The sequence below is a fragment of the Actinokineospora auranticolor genome, assembly GCF_002934265.1.
Classification (GTDB): Bacteria; Actinomycetota; Actinomycetes; order Mycobacteriales; family Pseudonocardiaceae; genus Actinokineospora; species Actinokineospora auranticolor.
This window is the reverse complement of record NZ_PTIX01000006.1, coordinates 39546-54572: the sequence shown is the minus strand read 5'-3', so window position 1 is coordinate 54572 and position 15027 is coordinate 39546. Positions and strand designations below refer to the sequence as shown.

Sequence of the window (15027 nt, the reverse complement as noted above, 5' to 3'; positions counted from 1 at the left end):
CACGTGGGTGCGCTAGGTCAACCCGAAACTTCCCGGCCGCAAAACTCGCATCCGGGCTGGCTACCTGGCGTTGAACGGGCGAGACTTTGCGTGGAGATCGACCGGTGCTCGCGGGAAGGGAGAACGGTGGGCGGACCCGACGCGTTCGCGCGCATGTGGGCGACCGTGCTCACCGAGACCGGTTACGTGGCCATGGACCACCGCCGTCTCGTCGACCAGGTCCGCGAGTACACCGAGGTGCTGCTGGCGGGCCTGCGCGCGGACCGGTTCAACCCGGAGCCGGTCGAGCGGATCGGCGCGGGCATGGTCGCGCTGCGCCTGGCGGGCGCCCAGACCCTCGGCGCGTCGCTGCAACTCATCGGCGCCGACCTGCTGCGCGTCGTGGGGGGCGACGACCTGCGCCCCGAACTGCTGCCCGCCGTCCAAGGCGCGTTCGCCGCCGGGTTCGCCACCGCGATGCGCGAGAAGGTCTTCCGCGACCAGGAGTCCATCCGCCGCGCCGCGCTGGAGGCCCGCCGCGGCGCCGAGTCCGCGCTGATGGCCAGCGAGGCCCGGTTCCGCGCGATGTTCAACCAGGCCGCCATCGGCATCGCCATCGCCGACCCGGACGGCACGCTGCTGGAGGTCAACCGGGCGCTGTCGGAGATGCTCGGCTACCGGGTCGACCAGCTGCGCGGGATGAACGTCACCCGGCTGCGCTTCCCCGACGAGCCCGCCGCCATGCGCCGCCCGCTGGAGGAGATCAGCACCGGCGCCCGCGACCACTACCGGATGGAGCGGCTGCTGCGCCGCTCCGACGGCACCCCGCTGTGGACCGACCTGACGGTGTCGCTGGTGCGCGACGCGACCGGGGCGCCGCAGTACCTGGTCGGCATGCTGGAGGACATCACCGACCGGCACATGCTGGAGGAGCGGCTGCGCCACCAGGCCAACCACGACCCGCTGACCGGGCTGGGCAACCGGGCGCTGTTCACCGAACGGCTGACCGCCGCCTTCGCCAGGGGCGGCAGGCACCGGGTCGGCCTCTGCTACCTCGACCTCGACGGCTTCAAGGTCATCAACGACAGCCTCGGCCACGACATCGGCGACGACCTGCTGGTCGCCGTCGCCGCCCGACTCGACGCGCTGGTCACCGGCACCGGCCGGATGGTCGCGCGGATGGGCGGCGACGAGTTCGTGGTGCTGGTCGAGGACAACTCCGGCCGCGCCGAACTGGTCGCCCTCGCCGAGCGGATCCTGTCCGCGCTGGCCGAACCGGTGCCGATCGGCGGCCACCGGCTCGCCGTGTCCGCCAGCATCGGCCTGGTCGAGCGCTCGGTGGTCGGCGCGACGCCCGCCGAGACCATGCGCGACGCCGACGTCACCCTGTACTGGGCCAAGGCCGACGGCAAGAACCGCTGGGCGGGCTACGACCCCGACCGCAACGCCCGCGAGGTCGCCCGCTTCACCCTCTCCGCGCGGATGCCCGCCGCGGTGGAGAGCGAGGAGTTCTACGTCGACTACCAGCCGATCGTCCGGCTGAGCGACGGGGAACTGGTCGGTGTGGAGGCCCTGGTCCGCTGGGCGCACCCCGAGTTCGGGCGGCTCGGGCCCGACCAGTTCATCGGCTTGGCCGAGGAAACCGGCCTGATCGTCCCCCTCGGCCGGTGGGTGCTGCGCGAAGCCACCCGCCAAGCCCGCCGCTGGCACGACACATACGGGGACCGGGCCCCGGTCGTGAGCGTCAACCTGGCGGCCCGGCAGACCGAGGAACCGACCCTGGTCGCGGACGTGGCCACGATCATCCGCGCGGCGAACCTGCCGCCGTCGTCGATCCAGCTGGAGCTGACCGAGAGCGCCATCATGAACACCACCGGGGGGCCGCTGCGCACCCTGCGGGAGCTGGCGGACATGGGGATCCGGATCGCGATCGACGACTTCGGGACGGGGTACTCGAACCTGGCGTACCTGCGGCACCTGCCGGTGCACGCGATCAAGCTGGCGGGGTCGTTCATGGAGGGGCTGCGGGACTCACCGACGGCGGACCCGGCGGACGCGCAGATCGTCACCACGCTGGTCACGTTGTCGCACGCGCTGGGGCACGTGGTGATCGCGGAAGGGGTGGAGGACCCGGAGCAGGCGGATCGCTTGCGGGAGTTCGGCTGCGACAACGCCCAGGGCTGGCTCTTCGCGAAACCCGGTCGTCCGGAGGAAATCGAGCGGTGGTTGGAGAAGTAGTTCCACCACACCGGTAAATGCTTGATCAGCGCTGAGCGAGGGCCGTGGTGAAAGCCTCCATCACGCCCTGCCAGTGCACCCGCTGTTGTGCCCGCTCGACCGCGTTCGCCAGCCACTCCTGGTGGAACCGGATGGTCGTCTTCCCCTCCTTCTCGCTGATCGCCACCTGCACCGTCGTGACGTGGTCCCAGCCCCTCGGCTGCCAAGTCAGCCGAATCCGGTCACAATCCCGGTAGCTGCGCGTCTCACCCGTGGTACCCGCGCTCGTCGTGTACCGCGCACCCGTGGTCCGATCCACCACCGCGCCCGCTCCGAGCCAGATCGCCACCCCGTCGCGGCTGGTCAGGAACGCCCAGACCGACTCCTTCGTCCTCGGCACGGTCTTCGACACGCCGACCTGCCAGCCCGCGTCGCGGGTGCGGCCGACGTCGGAGTTGAGGACGGCGTCGGTGCGGGTGAACGAGACCGGCTTGGTCATGGTGGTGCTCCTCGGGGCGGGGACTCGTGTAACCGGTTTAAGCGGTTCACGACACCGACTATAGTGGTTACATGCGGGTCCTGACCACACCCTCCGGCGTGCGCTACAAGTTCGAGCCCGGCGCCTTCAGTCTGGAACTGCTGCTCACCGGCGGTCCGGCGCCCTACGACCACTACGAGGTGCTGCACAGGCCCGAGGACCTGGTCGACTGGTTGGCCGACTCGATGCTCGCCGATCTCGCCCCGCTGGTGGACCTGCGGATCCGGCAGCCCGAACTCGCCAGGATCAAGCACCTCCGTGACATCTTGTGGCTGGTTGTGCCCGCGATGACAAGAGCGCAACGGCTGGAACCCGCGCAGCTGGCCGTTATCAACGACTCGGCGGCGCAGGTGCCGCGTCCGGCAGTGAATCCGGTAACCGGAGAACGGCGTTGGGTGGGGCCGGTCACCGGGGCGGAAATCCTCGGCGCGGCTGCCCGTGACGCCATCGACCTGCTGACCACCGACCGTCGGGAGCGGGTGCGGGAGTGTGCTGCCGATGACTGCACGCTGCTGTTCCTCGACACCTCTCGGCCCGGGACGCGGCGGTGGTGCTCGATGCAGCGGTGCGGCAACCGCCACAAAGTGGGCAATTACCGGGCTGGAGCTTCGATTCCCGGGTAAGCCGATGCGGGGGCGTCAACCGCTTTCCTTTACCGGCGGGAAACTGATTATTGGTACGCCATGGAAAAGCGTGAACCGACCATCCGCAGTCGCGAGCTCGGCGACGGAATGCGTGCCGCGATGGACCGGGCCCGGCTCAACGGCGTGCGAACCGCCCAGCGGCTGGGCTGGTCCAAGAGCAAGCTGTCCCGCATGCTGCTGGGCACCCGGGGCGTCTCGCCCGGCGACCTGGCCGCGTTCTTCGAGGTCTGCGCGGTCACCGAGGACGAGCGCGACCGGATGTTCAAGCTGTGCGCGGAGATGCGCGTCCCCGGCTGGTTCCGGGTGCACGAGGCCCGGCTGCCCGCGCGCCTGCGCACCGTCATCGACCACGAGCTCCAGGCCTCGACCATCACCGAGTTCAGCCTGAACGCCCTGCCCGCCCTGCTGCGCACCGACGACTACGCCCGCGCCCTGATCGCCGCCAAGGTGACCGTCGAACCGGAGGAGGCCGAGGAACGGCTGGTCGCCCGCAGCGCGCGCAGGCAGCGGCTCAAGACCGACAGCTCCCTCAACACCGTCTTCTACCTGCACGAGTTCGCGCTGCGGCTGCCCGTCGGCGACGGCGAGGTGATGTCCGACCAGCTCCACGACCTGCTGCGGATGTCGGTGCGCGACCACATCACCGTGCGCGTGGTGCCCGCCGCCGCCGGTGCGCACGCGGGCTTGGGCGGCGGGTTCCGGCTGCTGGAGTTCCTCGACTTCAAGCCGGTCGTGCACCTGGCGCACGAACTGTCCTGGCAGTTCCTGGACCGGCCCGGCGAGGTCACCGCGTACCGCGCGGTCGTCGACGCGCTCGACCGGGTCGCGCTGGAGCCGGACGAGTCCCGGGTGCTGATCGCCGACATCGCGGTCGCCGCCTACGGCGGTGGTCTCAGCCTGGCCGAGGTCGGCGGGCTGGAGCAGGGGAATCCCTTGACGGACAGGGGATTGCCGGTCGAGGAGCCGGGCGGCGAGGTGCCCGGCGCGGGGTGAGCGCTCAGCGCAGGTGGGCGGCGGGCACCACGGCGGTGATCGGTCCCTGCGGGTTCACCACCAGGGGGTGGCCGCGCAGGTGCGCGGCCACGTCACGGCCGCGCATCGCGCGCCAGCCCGGCCAGCTCCCCGGCACGTGCGCCGCCGAGGTGCACACCGGCACCATCACCGTGCCGTCGTGGTTGGGGAAGCCGGTGAGCGCCCGGTCGGCCGACGACCGGGCGAACACCAGGACCGTCGCGTCCCGCAGCGCGGGCAGCAGGTCGGTGTGCGCGCGGTGGCGGGTGTGGATGAGCTGGAGCACCTTTTCCAGCCTGTTGGCCGCGACCGGCATCCGCAGCGCGGTCGGTGACGGGCGGTAGCCGCGGTTGGGGCGGAACCCGTCGCCGATCTCGCCGCGCGCGTCCACCGGGTAGGCGCCGACGATGCCCCAGGACGGCACGTCCTCGTGCTGGCCGAACTCCGGGTCGATCACGTACAGCCAGCTGTTGGGGTTGGAGCGCGCGCTGGCGCGCATCTCGAGCGTGATCTCGGGTCGGTCCATCGTCGCCTCCCGGGCGCGGTGCGGGTCCGGCACATCCTAGGCGGGATGCTCACGTGGCGTGACCGGAGCGCTCCCGAGCGCAGCGCGCGCGGAAATCTCCCCACCGGTTCGACCAATAACGCGGGAACCCCTCCACCAGCGCGACCATCAGAGATAGAGTCGCGACAAACCTCAGGACCAGGGAGTCAACACGGTGTTTCTAGCCGATGGCGGCGGGGGGAGTTCCGCTCCTGCGGGACCCGCCTACGCCGGAACACAGACCCTCCGCATCGAACCGTCCGCGATCCCGGGTGCGCTCGCGGCCTTCCGCGAGGCGCACGACCGGGTCGCCAAGAAGGTCGCGGCGCTCGACGGGTTGCAGGTGCCGCGCTGGGCGAACGACCCGGTCAGCGGCGAGACGGCGACCCAGTTCACCGAGCGCACCAACGGTGGCGGCGTGGACTCGGCGATCGCGTGCCTGCGTGGTTACGAGACCCAGCTGCAGAACGCGATCACCGCGCTGGAGAAGGCCGAGCAGGGCTACACGGCCACCGAGGGCACGAACTCCGCGATGTGGGGCAAGCACCACCACTCGTGACCCGAGCCCCGTCCCCGACCTTTCGCACGTTCTAGACCGAGGGTGATCCGAAGATGGTTATGCACAGGTGGCAGGGGTACGACCACAAGCAACTGCACGACATGATCAACGGCGGGCCCGGCCCGTCCGCGTCGACCCCGCAGACGGAGTACTGGGACAACCTCAACTCCGAGCTCGCCCAGATCGACGCCGACCTCAACGCCAAGCTCGGCACCCTGCAGGCCGCCTGGGAGGGCAGCGCCGGTGAGCAGGCGCACGCGGGCCTGACGCCGCTGCAGCAGTGGGCCACGGACGCGCAGTCCGGCGCCACCGGCATGCGCGCCTCCACCGAGTACCAGGCCGACATGATCGCCCGGGCCCGCGCGGAGATGCCGGAGCCGGTCGAGGTCACCACCCCGGCCCCCTCGGCGTGGGACGTCGCGGGCGCGGGCCTCGGCATGGCCGTCGGCCTGCCCGGCCCGGCGATGGACGTCGCGTTGCAGGCCGCCGACCACGAGGCCCAGGAGCAGGCGCAGTCCGCCGCCTCGCAGAAGGCCGTGGACACCATGGACAGCTACCAGTCCAGCAGCAGCTTCAACACCGCGACGCTCGGTGAGTTCGTGCCCCCGCCGGACGTGGTCATCTCCACCCCGGAGCCCTCCGGCGGCACCAACTACGCCGCCAGCTCGTTCAGCTCCGGCTTCGGCGGCACCGGCCACACCCCGACCTACACCACGACCGACCACTCGGTCGGCAACGTCGGCGTCGGCGGCAAGCCCGCGCAGTTCCACCCCGGCGGCACCGACTTCCAGGGCGGCCACCAGGTCTCCTGGGACCAGGGCAACGGCCAGGTCAAGCCGGGCACGTTCAACCCGGTGACCGGCGGCGGCACCACGCCGTCGAGCTTCACCCCCGTGCAGTCGGCGCACCTCGACCCGAACCTGCACAACTTCAACAACCAGTTCACCAACAACCCCGGCAGCCCGAACTTCAACCAGTCGCCGAGCGCGGGCCAGTTCCAGGGCCAGCTCGGTGTCCCGGTGTCCGGGGCCGAAGGCGGACGTGTGCTGGGTGGTCCCGGCGGCGGTGGGTCCGGCGGCGGCGCGAACGGCCTCGGCGGCACCGGTGCCACCGCGGGCAACGAGGCGGCCAAGGGCCAGCTCGGCCGCGGCGGCATGTCCGGTGCGGGCGGGATGGGCGCGGGCGAGAACGTCATGGGCACCCGTGGCGGCGCGGCGGCCGGTGCCGGTCGTGGTGGCCTCGGCGGCCCGATGGGTTCGAACGGCCAGCAGAACGGCGAGAACGACGAGGAAGAGTTCGAGTCGGCCACCTACCTGGTCGAGACGGACGACGTCTTCGGCGACGAGCGCCGCGTCTCGCAGGCCGTGCTCGGCGCCGACGAGTGACCCTCTTCACCGACATCGCTTTCGGAGACACGCAGGTGGAGAGCTCGCCGGTATCGCTGTCCGCCCTGGAGTTCGACGTGCTCTGGGAGCACCTCTCGCCGGGGACCATGCCGCTGGTGGTCAAGGTGCCATCACCGGGGAAGACGTACGAGGAGCGCGCGGAGCTGGAAGAGCGCGCCTGGGCGGGGCTCGAAGCGCGGGGCATCGGCCGCAAGGTCGACCTGGACCCCGAGATCGAGCACCTGTTCGGCGTGCTCGCCCGGCCCGAGCACGAGGTGGACGGGCGCACGTGGGTCGGCCGCGGTGTGCGGCTGCTCGCCTGCGCCGCCGGTCGCGACGGCGTGCTGGCGGTGCTCAGCGACGACACCGTCACGCTGAGCCGCACCTCGCCGATCAGCCTGCCGTCGGCCGCCGTGGGCGTCCTGCCCCCGGTGGCCGCCGGACCCGGCCAGTCGGTCACGGTGCGCACGGTGGACTTCGAGTACGCCGCGAAGGCCACCGAGCGCACCCCGAAGGCGTTCGAGAACGCCCTGCTGTCCCAGGGCGTCCGGGGCGCGGACGCGACGGCGCTGACGGAGATGATCGGCGACGTCCGCGGCACCGGGAACTTCGGAGCCGCCGCCCGGGACCGCCTCGGCAGGCGGCTGCGGGCGGAGCGGGTGGTGTCGTTCTTCGACACGGACAACGGCCGCTACGTGCAGATCCGCCGCGCGTCGCCGGACCGCACGCTGTGGACGACCATCTCGCCCGCGGACAACCGCAGGATGGTCCACCACATCGAAGAGGTGCTGGGCGAAGTAGTCCGGGACGCGGAAAACTGAGCTGATTCCGCCCGCCGCCCGGCATCGTTCCCGGCTTGGCGGCCGACCGTCGACAAGTCCCGGAAGACGTAGGTGACACTGGGTCTGTGCCGAGGAAAAGTGTCGACCCGACCGAGATGCGTGCGGCTGTCGCCGTCGTCCTGCCCTGGCTGGACGGCGGCGACAAGCCCGAACGGACCCCGTTGGCCGCTGCGGTGCGGTTGAGCCTGCGCACGCTGGAACAGGACGCCCCGGGGCATACCGTCGAGGTGCGCGTGCCGCCTTTCGCGGCCATCCAGTGCATCGAGGGTCCACGGCACACCCGTGGTACACCGCCGAACGTCATCGAGACGGATCCGAAGACGTGGCTGGAGTTGGCGACCGGGCGCGTCGGCTGGGGCGAGGCGGTGGCGGACGGTCGGGTGTCCGCTTCGGGCAGTCGGGCCGACCTTTCCGGACTGCTTCCTCTGCTGCGCTTCTAGGCGGTCGAGATTTCCCGGTGGGCCAAGGGGTTCAGGCCGCGAGCCGTTCCTCCTCGTCGGTCAGCTCGCCGACCGGGGTCCCGCTGCGACGGAGCACGACGTACAGACCGACCCCGCCGACCACGGCCAACACGGCGTAGATCGCGAGCAGGGCGGGCGGGGTCGTCCCGGTGAGGGCGTCGCCCAGGACCACGGCGGCGGCGGTGCCGGGGAGGCTGCCGAGGAACGTGCCGATCAGGAACGGTCGCATCGGGATGGTCGAGAGGCCGCAGCAGTAGTTCATCGCCGAGAACGGGACCATCGGGACCAACCGCAGCGACGTCACCGCGCCCAGGCCGCCACCGGAGAGCCGGGCGTTGACCGCGCGGACCGCGCCGCGTTCGAGGTGGGGCTCGACCAGCCTCCTGCCGAGACCCCTGGCCAGGCCGAACGCCAGCACCGAGGCCAGCATGGTCGCCACCATCGACACCGCCACACCCGCCGGTCCGCCGAGCAGCAGACCCGCCGTCAGGTTGAACACCGTGCGCGGGATGGGGGCCACGGTGAGCAGCGAGTACGCCAGCAGGAACAGCACCGGCGTGGCCCACCCCGCGTCCTGCGCCCAGGTGCGGACCTCGACCGGGCTGGGGATCGGCACCAGCGAGCCCGCCACCACCAGGGCGACGGCTCCCAACAGGATGATCAAGGTGGCGCGTGCGGACACCCCCACACGGTAATGGCAAGGGCGGGTCGGTGACCGGGCCCACCTTCCGGTGGTGAACGCACCCCGAAGCAGCGCTTACACTGGGGTGCAGCCTCACTCCGTCCACAGGGAGCGCTTCGGTGGCCGACCAGTTCCGCACTGGCCCAATGCCCGTCTCCGACCAGCCGGAAGTCGAGCCCCGCGAAGAATGCGGCGTGTTCGGCGTCTGGGCGCCAGGCGAGGAGGTGGCGAAGCTCACCTACTACGGCCTGTACGCACTCCAGCACCGAGGGCAGGAAGCGGCGGGCATCTCGGTCGCCGACGGCAGCCAGATAGTCGTCTTCAAGGACCTCGGCCTCGTGAGCCAGGTCTTCGACGAGCAGGTCCTCTCGTCGCTGCGCGGCCACGTCGCCGTCGGGCACTGCCGGTACTCCACCACCGGCTCCACCACCTGGGAGAACGCCCAACCGACGTTCCGCACCACGGCGATCGGCAGCGGTCTGTCCCTCGGGCACAACGGCAACCTGGTCAACACCGCGGAGCTGCGCGAGCGGGCCGTCGAACAGGGCCTGCTGAGCCGCAACGGCGCCACCACCGACTCCGACCTGCTGACCGGCCTGCTGGCCGCGGGCGCGGCGGACAAGGGGCTGGAGCAGGCCGCGGTGGAGCTGCTGCCGACCGTGCGCGGCGCCTACTGCCTGGTCTTCTCCGACGAGTCCACCCTCTACGCCGCCCGCGACCCGCACGGCGTGCGCCCGCTGGTCCTGGGGCGGCTGGAGCGGGGCTGGGTGGTCGCGAGCGAGACCGCCGCGCTGGACATCGTCGGCGCGTCGTTCGTCCGGGAGGTCGAGCCGGGCGAGCTGATCGCGATCGACGCGGCCGGGCTGCGCTCGTCGCGCTTCGCCACGCCGGACCCCAAGGGCTGCCTGTTCGAGTACATCTACCTGGCCCGGCCGGACACCACGATCGCGGGCCGCTCGGTGCACGCGACCCGGGTGGAGATCGGCCGCAAGCTCGCCGCCGAGCAGCCGGTCGAGGCCGACCTGGTGGTGCCGGTGCCGGAGTCCGGCGTGCCCGCGGCCATCGGGTACGCGCAGGCCAGCGGCATCCCGTACGGCACGGCGCTGGTGAAGAACGCCTACGTCGGCCGCACCTTCATCCAGCCGTCGCAGACCATCCGGCAGCTGGGCATCCGGCTCAAGCTCAACCCCCTGCGCGATGTCATCCGCGGTAAGCGGCTCGTCGTCGTCGACGACACCATCGTGCGCGGCAACACCCAGCGCGCGCTGGTGCGGATGCTGCGCGAGGCCGGGGCCCTCGAGGTGCACGTGCGCATCGCGGCGCCGCCGATCCGCTGGCCGTGCTTCTACGGCATCGACTTCGCGTCCCGCGCGGAGCTGATCGCCAACGGCCTCGACCTGGACGGCATCCGCCGCTCCATCGGGGCGGACTCGCTGGGCTACGCGACCCTGGAGTCGCTGATCGCGGCCAGCGAGCAGCCCAAGACCCGGCTGTGCTCGGCCTGCTTCACCGGCGAGTACCCGATCGAGCTGCCCGAGGACGCGCTGATCGGGAAGCACCTGCTGGAGGGCATCGAGAAGGGCGTGGCGGGCGCCGCCGCGCCGCTGGCCCCAGCCGGGTACGGTGCCGAAGACGCGCTTCGGCGTCCGTGACCCCCCTTAATCCACCGACACCGATTGCGCCATGACTGACAACAGTTCACCCGAGTCCACCGTCAACGCCACCTACGCCGCGGCCGGGGTGAGCATCGAGGCAGGCGACGAGGCCGTCGAGAAGCTCAGGCCGTGGGCGGACAAGGCGACCCGGCCGGAGGTGCTGGGCGGCATCGGCGGGTTCGCCGGTCTGTTCCGGTTGAAGCTCGACCGCTGGCGCGAACCGGTCCTGGCCTCGTCCACCGACGGCGTCGGCACCAAGATCGCCGTGGCGCAGGCGCTGGACGTGCACGACACGGTGGGCATCGACCTGGTCGCGATGGTCGTCGACGACCTGGTGGTGTGCGGTGCCGAGCCGCTGTTCCTGCAGGACTACATCGCGGTTGGCAAGGTCCTGCCGGACCGGATCGCGGCGCTGGTCAAGGGCATCAGCGAGGGCTGCGTGCAGGCGGGCTGCGCGCTGCTGGGCGGGGAGACCGCCGAACACCCCGGCCTGATGTCGGACGGCGCGTACGACCTGTCGGCCACCGGCGTCGGCGTGGTCGAGGCCGACCAGGTGCTCGGCCCGGACCGGGTGCGCCCGGGGGACGTGCTCATCGGCATGGGCTCCTCCGGCCTGCACTCCAACGGCTACTCGCTGGCCCGGCACGTGCTGCTGCAGATCGGGCGGATCCCGCTGTCCGGCCACGTCGAGGAGTTCGGCCGCACCCTGGGCGAGGAGATGCTGGAGCCGACCCGCATCTACGCCAAGGACTGCCTGGCCCTGGTGGCGGAGGCCGAGGTGCGCACCTTCGCCCACATCACCGGCGGCGGCCTGGCCGCCAACCTGGCCCGGGTCATCCCCAACGGCCTGCGCGCGGGCCTGGACCGGGGCACCTGGTCCCCGCAGCCGATCTTCTCCATGATCGCCCAGCGGGGCCGCGTGGCCCGCGAGGAGATGGAGCGCACCTTCAACATGGGCGTCGGCATGGTGGCCGTGGTGGCGCCGGAGGACGTCGACCGGGCCCTCGCCATCCTCACGGCCCGGCACGTGCCGTCGTGGATCCTGGGTGAGGTCCGCCCCGCCGAGGACGCGAACGCCCCCCGCGCCGAACTCCACGGCGAACACCCGCGCTTCTGACCCCAGTAGACCACCGACTGCCCCGACCTGGCCGAAGGTCGGGGCAGTCGTCTTTGCCGCGACCCAGCCTCACCCCACCTCGAGATGATCTTGCCCGCGCCTCGACCCGCCGCCGGCGGGTTGTCCACATGGGCGGCGCGCATCCACAGGCTTTCGCCACGCCTTCCCCGCTGCCCGTGCGCCGATAGACTGGAGCAGGGCTGTCCCCCCAGAGGAGGGCGGGGGCTGTCCTGGGTCCGGGCGGGGTGGTGAAACAGTTGTCGGCCAGGTGATGGCCTGCCGAGCCCGCAGTCGGGCACTCTCGCCGCGGCCGAAGTGACCCCGCTCTCTGATCCGCGAAATCACGACACCCCTCAGGCAACCTCGTCCGGTACGCCCCCGTACTACAGGCTGACCGAGGGAGGTACCCACCGTGCCGGACCGGGATGCGGAGTTCGGGGAGTTCCTGGACAGCCGGGCAGGAGTCATGCGCCGGACCGCGTTCCTGCTCAGCGGTGGCGACTGGCACCGCGCCGAGGACTTGGTGCAGACCACGCTCGCCAAGATCTACGTGGCCTGGCCGCGGCTCAACCGCGAGGGGGGTGTCGACGCCTACTCCCGCAAGGTCATGGTCCGCACCGCCATCGACGAGTCCCGGCGGGCGTTCCGCAGACGTGAGAACGTCGTTGACGAGTTACCCGAGGTCGGGGTCGATCCCGCCGGGGTCGACGACGCCGTGGACGTGCGGCGGGCGCTCGCCCAGCTCCCCGCCGGGCAGCGGGCCGTGGTCGTCCTGCGCTACTGGGAGGACCTGTCGGTGTCCGAGACCGCCCAGGTGCTGGGCAAGAGCGAGGGCACGATCAAGAGCCAGGCCGCCAAGGGCCTGGCCACGCTGCGGAGGTTGCTGGCTGGGGGCCGGGTGCTGGTGGAGGGCCAACTGTGACCGACGACGTGCGCGAACTCCTCGAGGTCGCACTGCGCGGTGAGCCGCCGATGGGGCTGGACCGGGCGGGGGTCATCGCCGACGGCAAGCGCAGGCTGCGCAGGCGACGGCAGGCGGCGGTCGGTGGGGTGACGCTGGCGGTGGCGTTCGCGGTCTTCGGCGCGGCGGCCATCTCCGGTGGGGCGTTCGGTCTGCGCCCCGAGCAGGTCGGGCCCGCGGCACCGCCGCCGTCGACCTCGTCGTCGGTCGACCCGGGCGCGCCCGCGGCGGCCCCGGCACCCGTGAGCACGGTCACCCAGAGCCCCGTGGCGCCCTCGACGTCACCCGGCACGCGGGCACCCGAGATGGAGTACCCCGACTACTCCACCTTCGCGACGTCCATGCGGGAGATGGCCAAGAAGTGGCCCGCCGAGATATTCACGAAGACCTCGTACGAGGGCGCGTACGAGTGGAACACCAAGGGCCCCGACGGCTGGATGAAGGCGACCCTGCACACCAAGCTCGGCAACCGGCTGCTGACCGTGCGGATGTACTACACCGGCGAGTTCAGCCACAGCACGGCCTGCCAGCAGCAGCCGTCCTGCTACACCAGGGTCCAGGACCGGACTCCCCTGCGGGTCACCCGCACCGAGGAGCGGCCCACCATCGTCCAGGTCGTCGCGGACCGGCCGGACGGGCGCACCGTCGAGGTCACCGAGACCATCGGCGAGGGCAGCGGCTGGCGCTTCGACCAGGTCCTGGGGGACGACCTCCTGATCTCCATCGCCGTCGGCGCCGGTCCGCGCGGATAACCCGCTTGCCCCGTCCGGCATGCTGGACGACGTGTCCGAGTTGGTGGTGTCCTCCGCGCTGGTGATCCCGGCGGCCGAGTTGCGCGAGCGGTTCTCCCGCTCCTCCGGCCCCGGTGGTCAGGGCGTCAACACCGCCGACAGCCGGGTCGAGTTGAGCTTCGACGTCGTCCGCTCCCCGTCGGTCCCCGAGCACCTGCGCGAGCGGATGGTGGCCCGGCTGGCGAACCGGCTGGTCGACGGCGTGCTCACGATCGCCGCCAGCGAGTACCGCGCCCAGTTGGCCAACCGCGCCGCCGCCCGCGAGCGCTTAGCCGCGCTGCTGCGCCAGGCCGCCGCGCCGCCGCCGCCCAAGCGGCGCGACACCAAGCCCAGCCGGGGCGCCCGCGAGCGCAGGCTCACCGCGAAGCGCCAGCGGTCGCTCACCAAGCAGTCGCGGCGAGTGACGCGGGACGAGTAGCACCCCCGTGTGACCCTCACCTGATCGGGAACATCCCACCCGTCCCCCGGCGCTGTGCGTGTCGACGACCCAGGTTCGGCGATCCTCGAACCTGGGGCCAACGCCACGGGAGGGGACCCCGAGTGAGCCTGCTGTTCAGCCCGTTGACCCTGCGGTCGACCACGCTGCCGAACCGGATCGCGGTCAGCCCCATGTGCCAGTACTCGGCCACCGACGGGCTGCCGGACAACTGGCACCTGGTGCACCTGGGCTCGCGCGCGGTCGGCGGCGCCGGGCTGGTGATCGCCGAGGCCACCGCGGTCGAGCCGATCGGCCGCATCGCGCCGCAGGACACCGGCATCTGGTCGGCCCGGCACGTGCAGGCCTGGCGGCCGATCACCGAATTCATCCGGTCCCAGGGATCGGTGCCCGGCATCCAGCTCGCGCACGCGGGCCGCAAGGGCTCCACCTACAGCCCCTGGGTCGAGCGGAGCGGCGGGGTGGCCGACGAGGACGGCGGCTGGACCCCGGTCGGGCCGACCGACGAGCCGTTCACCCCCGAGTACCGGGTGCCGCAAGCGCTTTCGGCCGCGGAGATCGAGGCCCTGGTCGACACCTGGGCGCAGGCCGCCAGGTTCGCCGTCGAGGCGGGTTTCGAGGTCGTCGAGGTGCACGCCGCGCACGGCTACCTGCTGCACGAGTTCCTGTCGCCCCTGACCAACACCCGCACCGACGCGTACGGCGGCGACGCGGCCCGCAGGCTCGCGTTCCCGCTGGCGGTCGTCCGGGCCGTACGCGCGGCCGTGGGTCCCGACCTGCCGGTCTTCGTGCGGATCTCGGCCACCGACTGGACCGACGGCGGGCTCACCGTCGACGATTCCGTGGAGATCTCCCGCGCGCTGGCCGCGGCGGGCGCCGACCTGGTCGACGTGTCCTCCGGCGGCAACGTCGCGGACGCGCGGATCACCACCGGGCCCGGCTACCAGGTGCCCTTCGCCGACGCGATCCGGCGCAAGGCCGAGGTGGCCACCGCGGCGGTCGGCGAGATCACCGAAGCGCACCAGGCCGAACGGGTCCTCGCGGACGGGTCGGCAGACCTGGTGCTGCTGGGTCGCGAGCTGCTGCGCGACCCGTACTGGCCGCATCGCGCCGCAGCGGCGCTCGGTGTGGGGGCCACCCCACCGGTCCAGTACGCGCGGGCGCTCTGAGCCGAACCGTGCAGGCCGTCCCGGTGTCCGGGACGG

16 protein-coding genes are annotated in these 15027 nt (G+C 71.9%); 13 read left to right on the top strand and 3 right to left on the bottom strand.

Annotated elements, in window-relative coordinates:
• Positions 1 to 126: 126 nt before the first annotated feature.
• The gene (locus CLV40_RS12925) at positions 127 to 2217 is read left to right on the top strand and encodes a putative bifunctional diguanylate cyclase/phosphodiesterase (protein ID WP_245931255.1); all 2091 of its coding nucleotides are present in this window, start codon (positions 127 to 129) and stop codon (positions 2215 to 2217) included.
• 25 nt (positions 2218 to 2242) lie between these two features.
• On the opposite strand, the gene CLV40_RS12920 is transcribed toward CLV40_RS12925, so the two are convergent.
• Complete coding sequence (locus CLV40_RS12920) at positions 2243 to 2695, bottom strand: SRPBCC domain-containing protein (RefSeq protein WP_104479126.1); 453 nt, start codon at positions 2693 to 2695, stop codon at positions 2243 to 2245.
• Positions 2696 to 2766: 71 nt separating this feature from the next.
• Between CLV40_RS12920 and CLV40_RS12915 the strand changes: the two genes are divergently transcribed.
• Together CLV40_RS12915 and CLV40_RS12910 are read left to right on the top strand one after the other, a co-directional pair.
• The gene (locus tag CLV40_RS12915; RefSeq protein WP_104479125.1) at positions 2767 to 3357 is read left to right on the top strand and encodes a CGNR zinc finger domain-containing protein; all 591 of its coding nucleotides are present in this window, start codon (positions 2767 to 2769) and stop codon (positions 3355 to 3357) included.
• Positions 3358 to 3417: 60 nt separating this feature from the next.
• On the top strand, positions 3418 to 4371 hold the full coding sequence (locus CLV40_RS12910; RefSeq protein WP_104479124.1) for a helix-turn-helix domain-containing protein: 954 nt from the start codon (positions 3418 to 3420) through the stop codon (positions 4369 to 4371).
• 4 nt (positions 4372 to 4375) lie between these two features.
• Here CLV40_RS12910 and CLV40_RS12905 read toward each other — a convergent pair whose 3' ends face one another.
• The gene (locus tag CLV40_RS12905; RefSeq protein ID WP_104479424.1) at positions 4376 to 4915 is read right to left on the bottom strand and encodes a type VII secretion system-associated protein; all 540 of its coding nucleotides are present in this window, start codon (positions 4913 to 4915) and stop codon (positions 4376 to 4378) included.
• Positions 4916 to 5108: 193 nt separating this feature from the next.
• Between CLV40_RS12905 and CLV40_RS12900 the strand changes: the two genes are divergently transcribed.
• The 4 genes from CLV40_RS12900 (at position 5109) to CLV40_RS12885 (ending at position 8159) form a co-directional block, all read left to right on the top strand.
• Positions 5109 to 5492, top strand: coding sequence for a hypothetical protein (locus CLV40_RS12900; RefSeq protein WP_104479123.1), 384 nt, complete (start codon positions 5109 to 5111; stop codon positions 5490 to 5492).
• Between the two features lie 53 nt (positions 5493 to 5545).
• Positions 5546 to 6877, top strand: a complete 1332-nt coding sequence (locus CLV40_RS40285; protein ID WP_104479122.1) for a PPE domain-containing protein — start codon at positions 5546 to 5548, stop codon at positions 6875 to 6877.
• Between the two features lie 35 nt (positions 6878 to 6912).
• Positions 6913 to 7698 (top strand): ESX secretion-associated protein EspG, encoded by a 786-nt coding sequence (locus CLV40_RS12890; RefSeq protein WP_104479423.1) that lies wholly within the window; start codon positions 6913 to 6915, stop codon positions 7696 to 7698.
• Between the two features lie 116 nt (positions 7699 to 7814).
• A complete protein-coding gene (locus tag CLV40_RS12885) occupies positions 7815 to 8159 on the top strand; it encodes a sterol carrier family protein (RefSeq protein ID WP_181043503.1) in 345 nt (114 codons plus the stop codon).
• A 31-nt stretch (positions 8160 to 8190) separates the two neighbouring features.
• Here CLV40_RS12885 and CLV40_RS12880 read toward each other — a convergent pair whose 3' ends face one another.
• Entirely contained in the window at positions 8191 to 8862 is a 672-nt protein-coding gene (locus CLV40_RS12880; protein WP_181043471.1) for a TVP38/TMEM64 family protein, read from the bottom strand.
• A 146-nt stretch (positions 8863 to 9008) separates the two neighbouring features.
• Between CLV40_RS12880 and purF the strand changes: the two genes are divergently transcribed.
• The 6 genes from purF (at position 9009) to CLV40_RS12850 (ending at position 14991) form a co-directional block, all read left to right on the top strand.
• Entirely contained in the window at positions 9009 to 10514 is a 1506-nt protein-coding gene (gene purF, locus CLV40_RS12875) for an amidophosphoribosyltransferase (protein WP_104479421.1), read from the top strand.
• 31 nt (positions 10515 to 10545) lie between these two features.
• Positions 10546 to 11634: a phosphoribosylformylglycinamidine cyclo-ligase gene (purM, locus tag CLV40_RS12870; RefSeq protein WP_104479120.1), complete on the top strand. Its 1089-nt coding sequence runs from the start codon at positions 10546 to 10548 to the stop codon at positions 11632 to 11634.
• 412 nt (positions 11635 to 12046) lie between these two features.
• A complete protein-coding gene (locus tag CLV40_RS12865) occupies positions 12047 to 12556 on the top strand; it encodes a SigE family RNA polymerase sigma factor (RefSeq protein ID WP_104479119.1) in 510 nt (169 codons plus the stop codon).
• The gene (locus CLV40_RS12860; protein ID WP_104479118.1) at positions 12553 to 13347 is read left to right on the top strand and encodes a hypothetical protein; all 795 of its coding nucleotides are present in this window, start codon (positions 12553 to 12555) and stop codon (positions 13345 to 13347) included. The genes CLV40_RS12865 and CLV40_RS12860 overlap by 4 nt, the downstream gene beginning before the upstream one ends.
• A 19-nt stretch (positions 13348 to 13366) precedes the next feature.
• Positions 13367 to 13804 (top strand): alternative ribosome rescue aminoacyl-tRNA hydrolase ArfB, encoded by a 438-nt coding sequence (gene arfB, locus CLV40_RS12855; RefSeq protein ID WP_181043470.1) that lies wholly within the window; start codon positions 13367 to 13369, stop codon positions 13802 to 13804.
• Positions 13805 to 13926: 122 nt separating this feature from the next.
• Positions 13927 to 14991, top strand: a complete 1065-nt coding sequence (locus tag CLV40_RS12850; protein WP_104479117.1) for an NADH:flavin oxidoreductase/NADH oxidase — start codon at positions 13927 to 13929, stop codon at positions 14989 to 14991.
• Positions 14992 to 15027: the final 36 nt, after the last annotated feature.

Coding starts and splice junctions, on each gene's coding strand:
- CLV40_RS12915 (WP_104479125.1), top strand. CDS start 2,767: ATGCGGGTCCTGACCACACCCTCCGGCGTGCGCTACAAGTTCGAGCCC.
- CLV40_RS12920 (WP_104479126.1), bottom strand. CDS start 2,695: ATGACCAAGCCGGTCTCGTTCACCCGCACCGACGCCGTCCTCAACTCC.
- CLV40_RS40285 (WP_104479122.1), top strand. CDS start 5,546: ATGGTTATGCACAGGTGGCAGGGGTACGACCACAAGCAACTGCACGAC.
- purM (WP_104479120.1), top strand. CDS start 10,546: ATGACTGACAACAGTTCACCCGAGTCCACCGTCAACGCCACCTACGCC.
- purF (WP_104479421.1), top strand. CDS start 9,009: ATGCCCGTCTCCGACCAGCCGGAAGTCGAGCCCCGCGAAGAATGCGGC.
- CLV40_RS12910 (WP_104479124.1), top strand. CDS start 3,418: ATGGAAAAGCGTGAACCGACCATCCGCAGTCGCGAGCTCGGCGACGGA.
- CLV40_RS12905 (WP_104479424.1), bottom strand. CDS start 4,915: ATGGACCGACCCGAGATCACGCTCGAGATGCGCGCCAGCGCGCGCTCC.
- CLV40_RS12885 (WP_181043503.1), top strand. CDS start 7,815: ATGCGTGCGGCTGTCGCCGTCGTCCTGCCCTGGCTGGACGGCGGCGAC.
- arfB (WP_181043470.1), top strand. CDS start 13,367: ATGCTGGACGACGTGTCCGAGTTGGTGGTGTCCTCCGCGCTGGTGATC.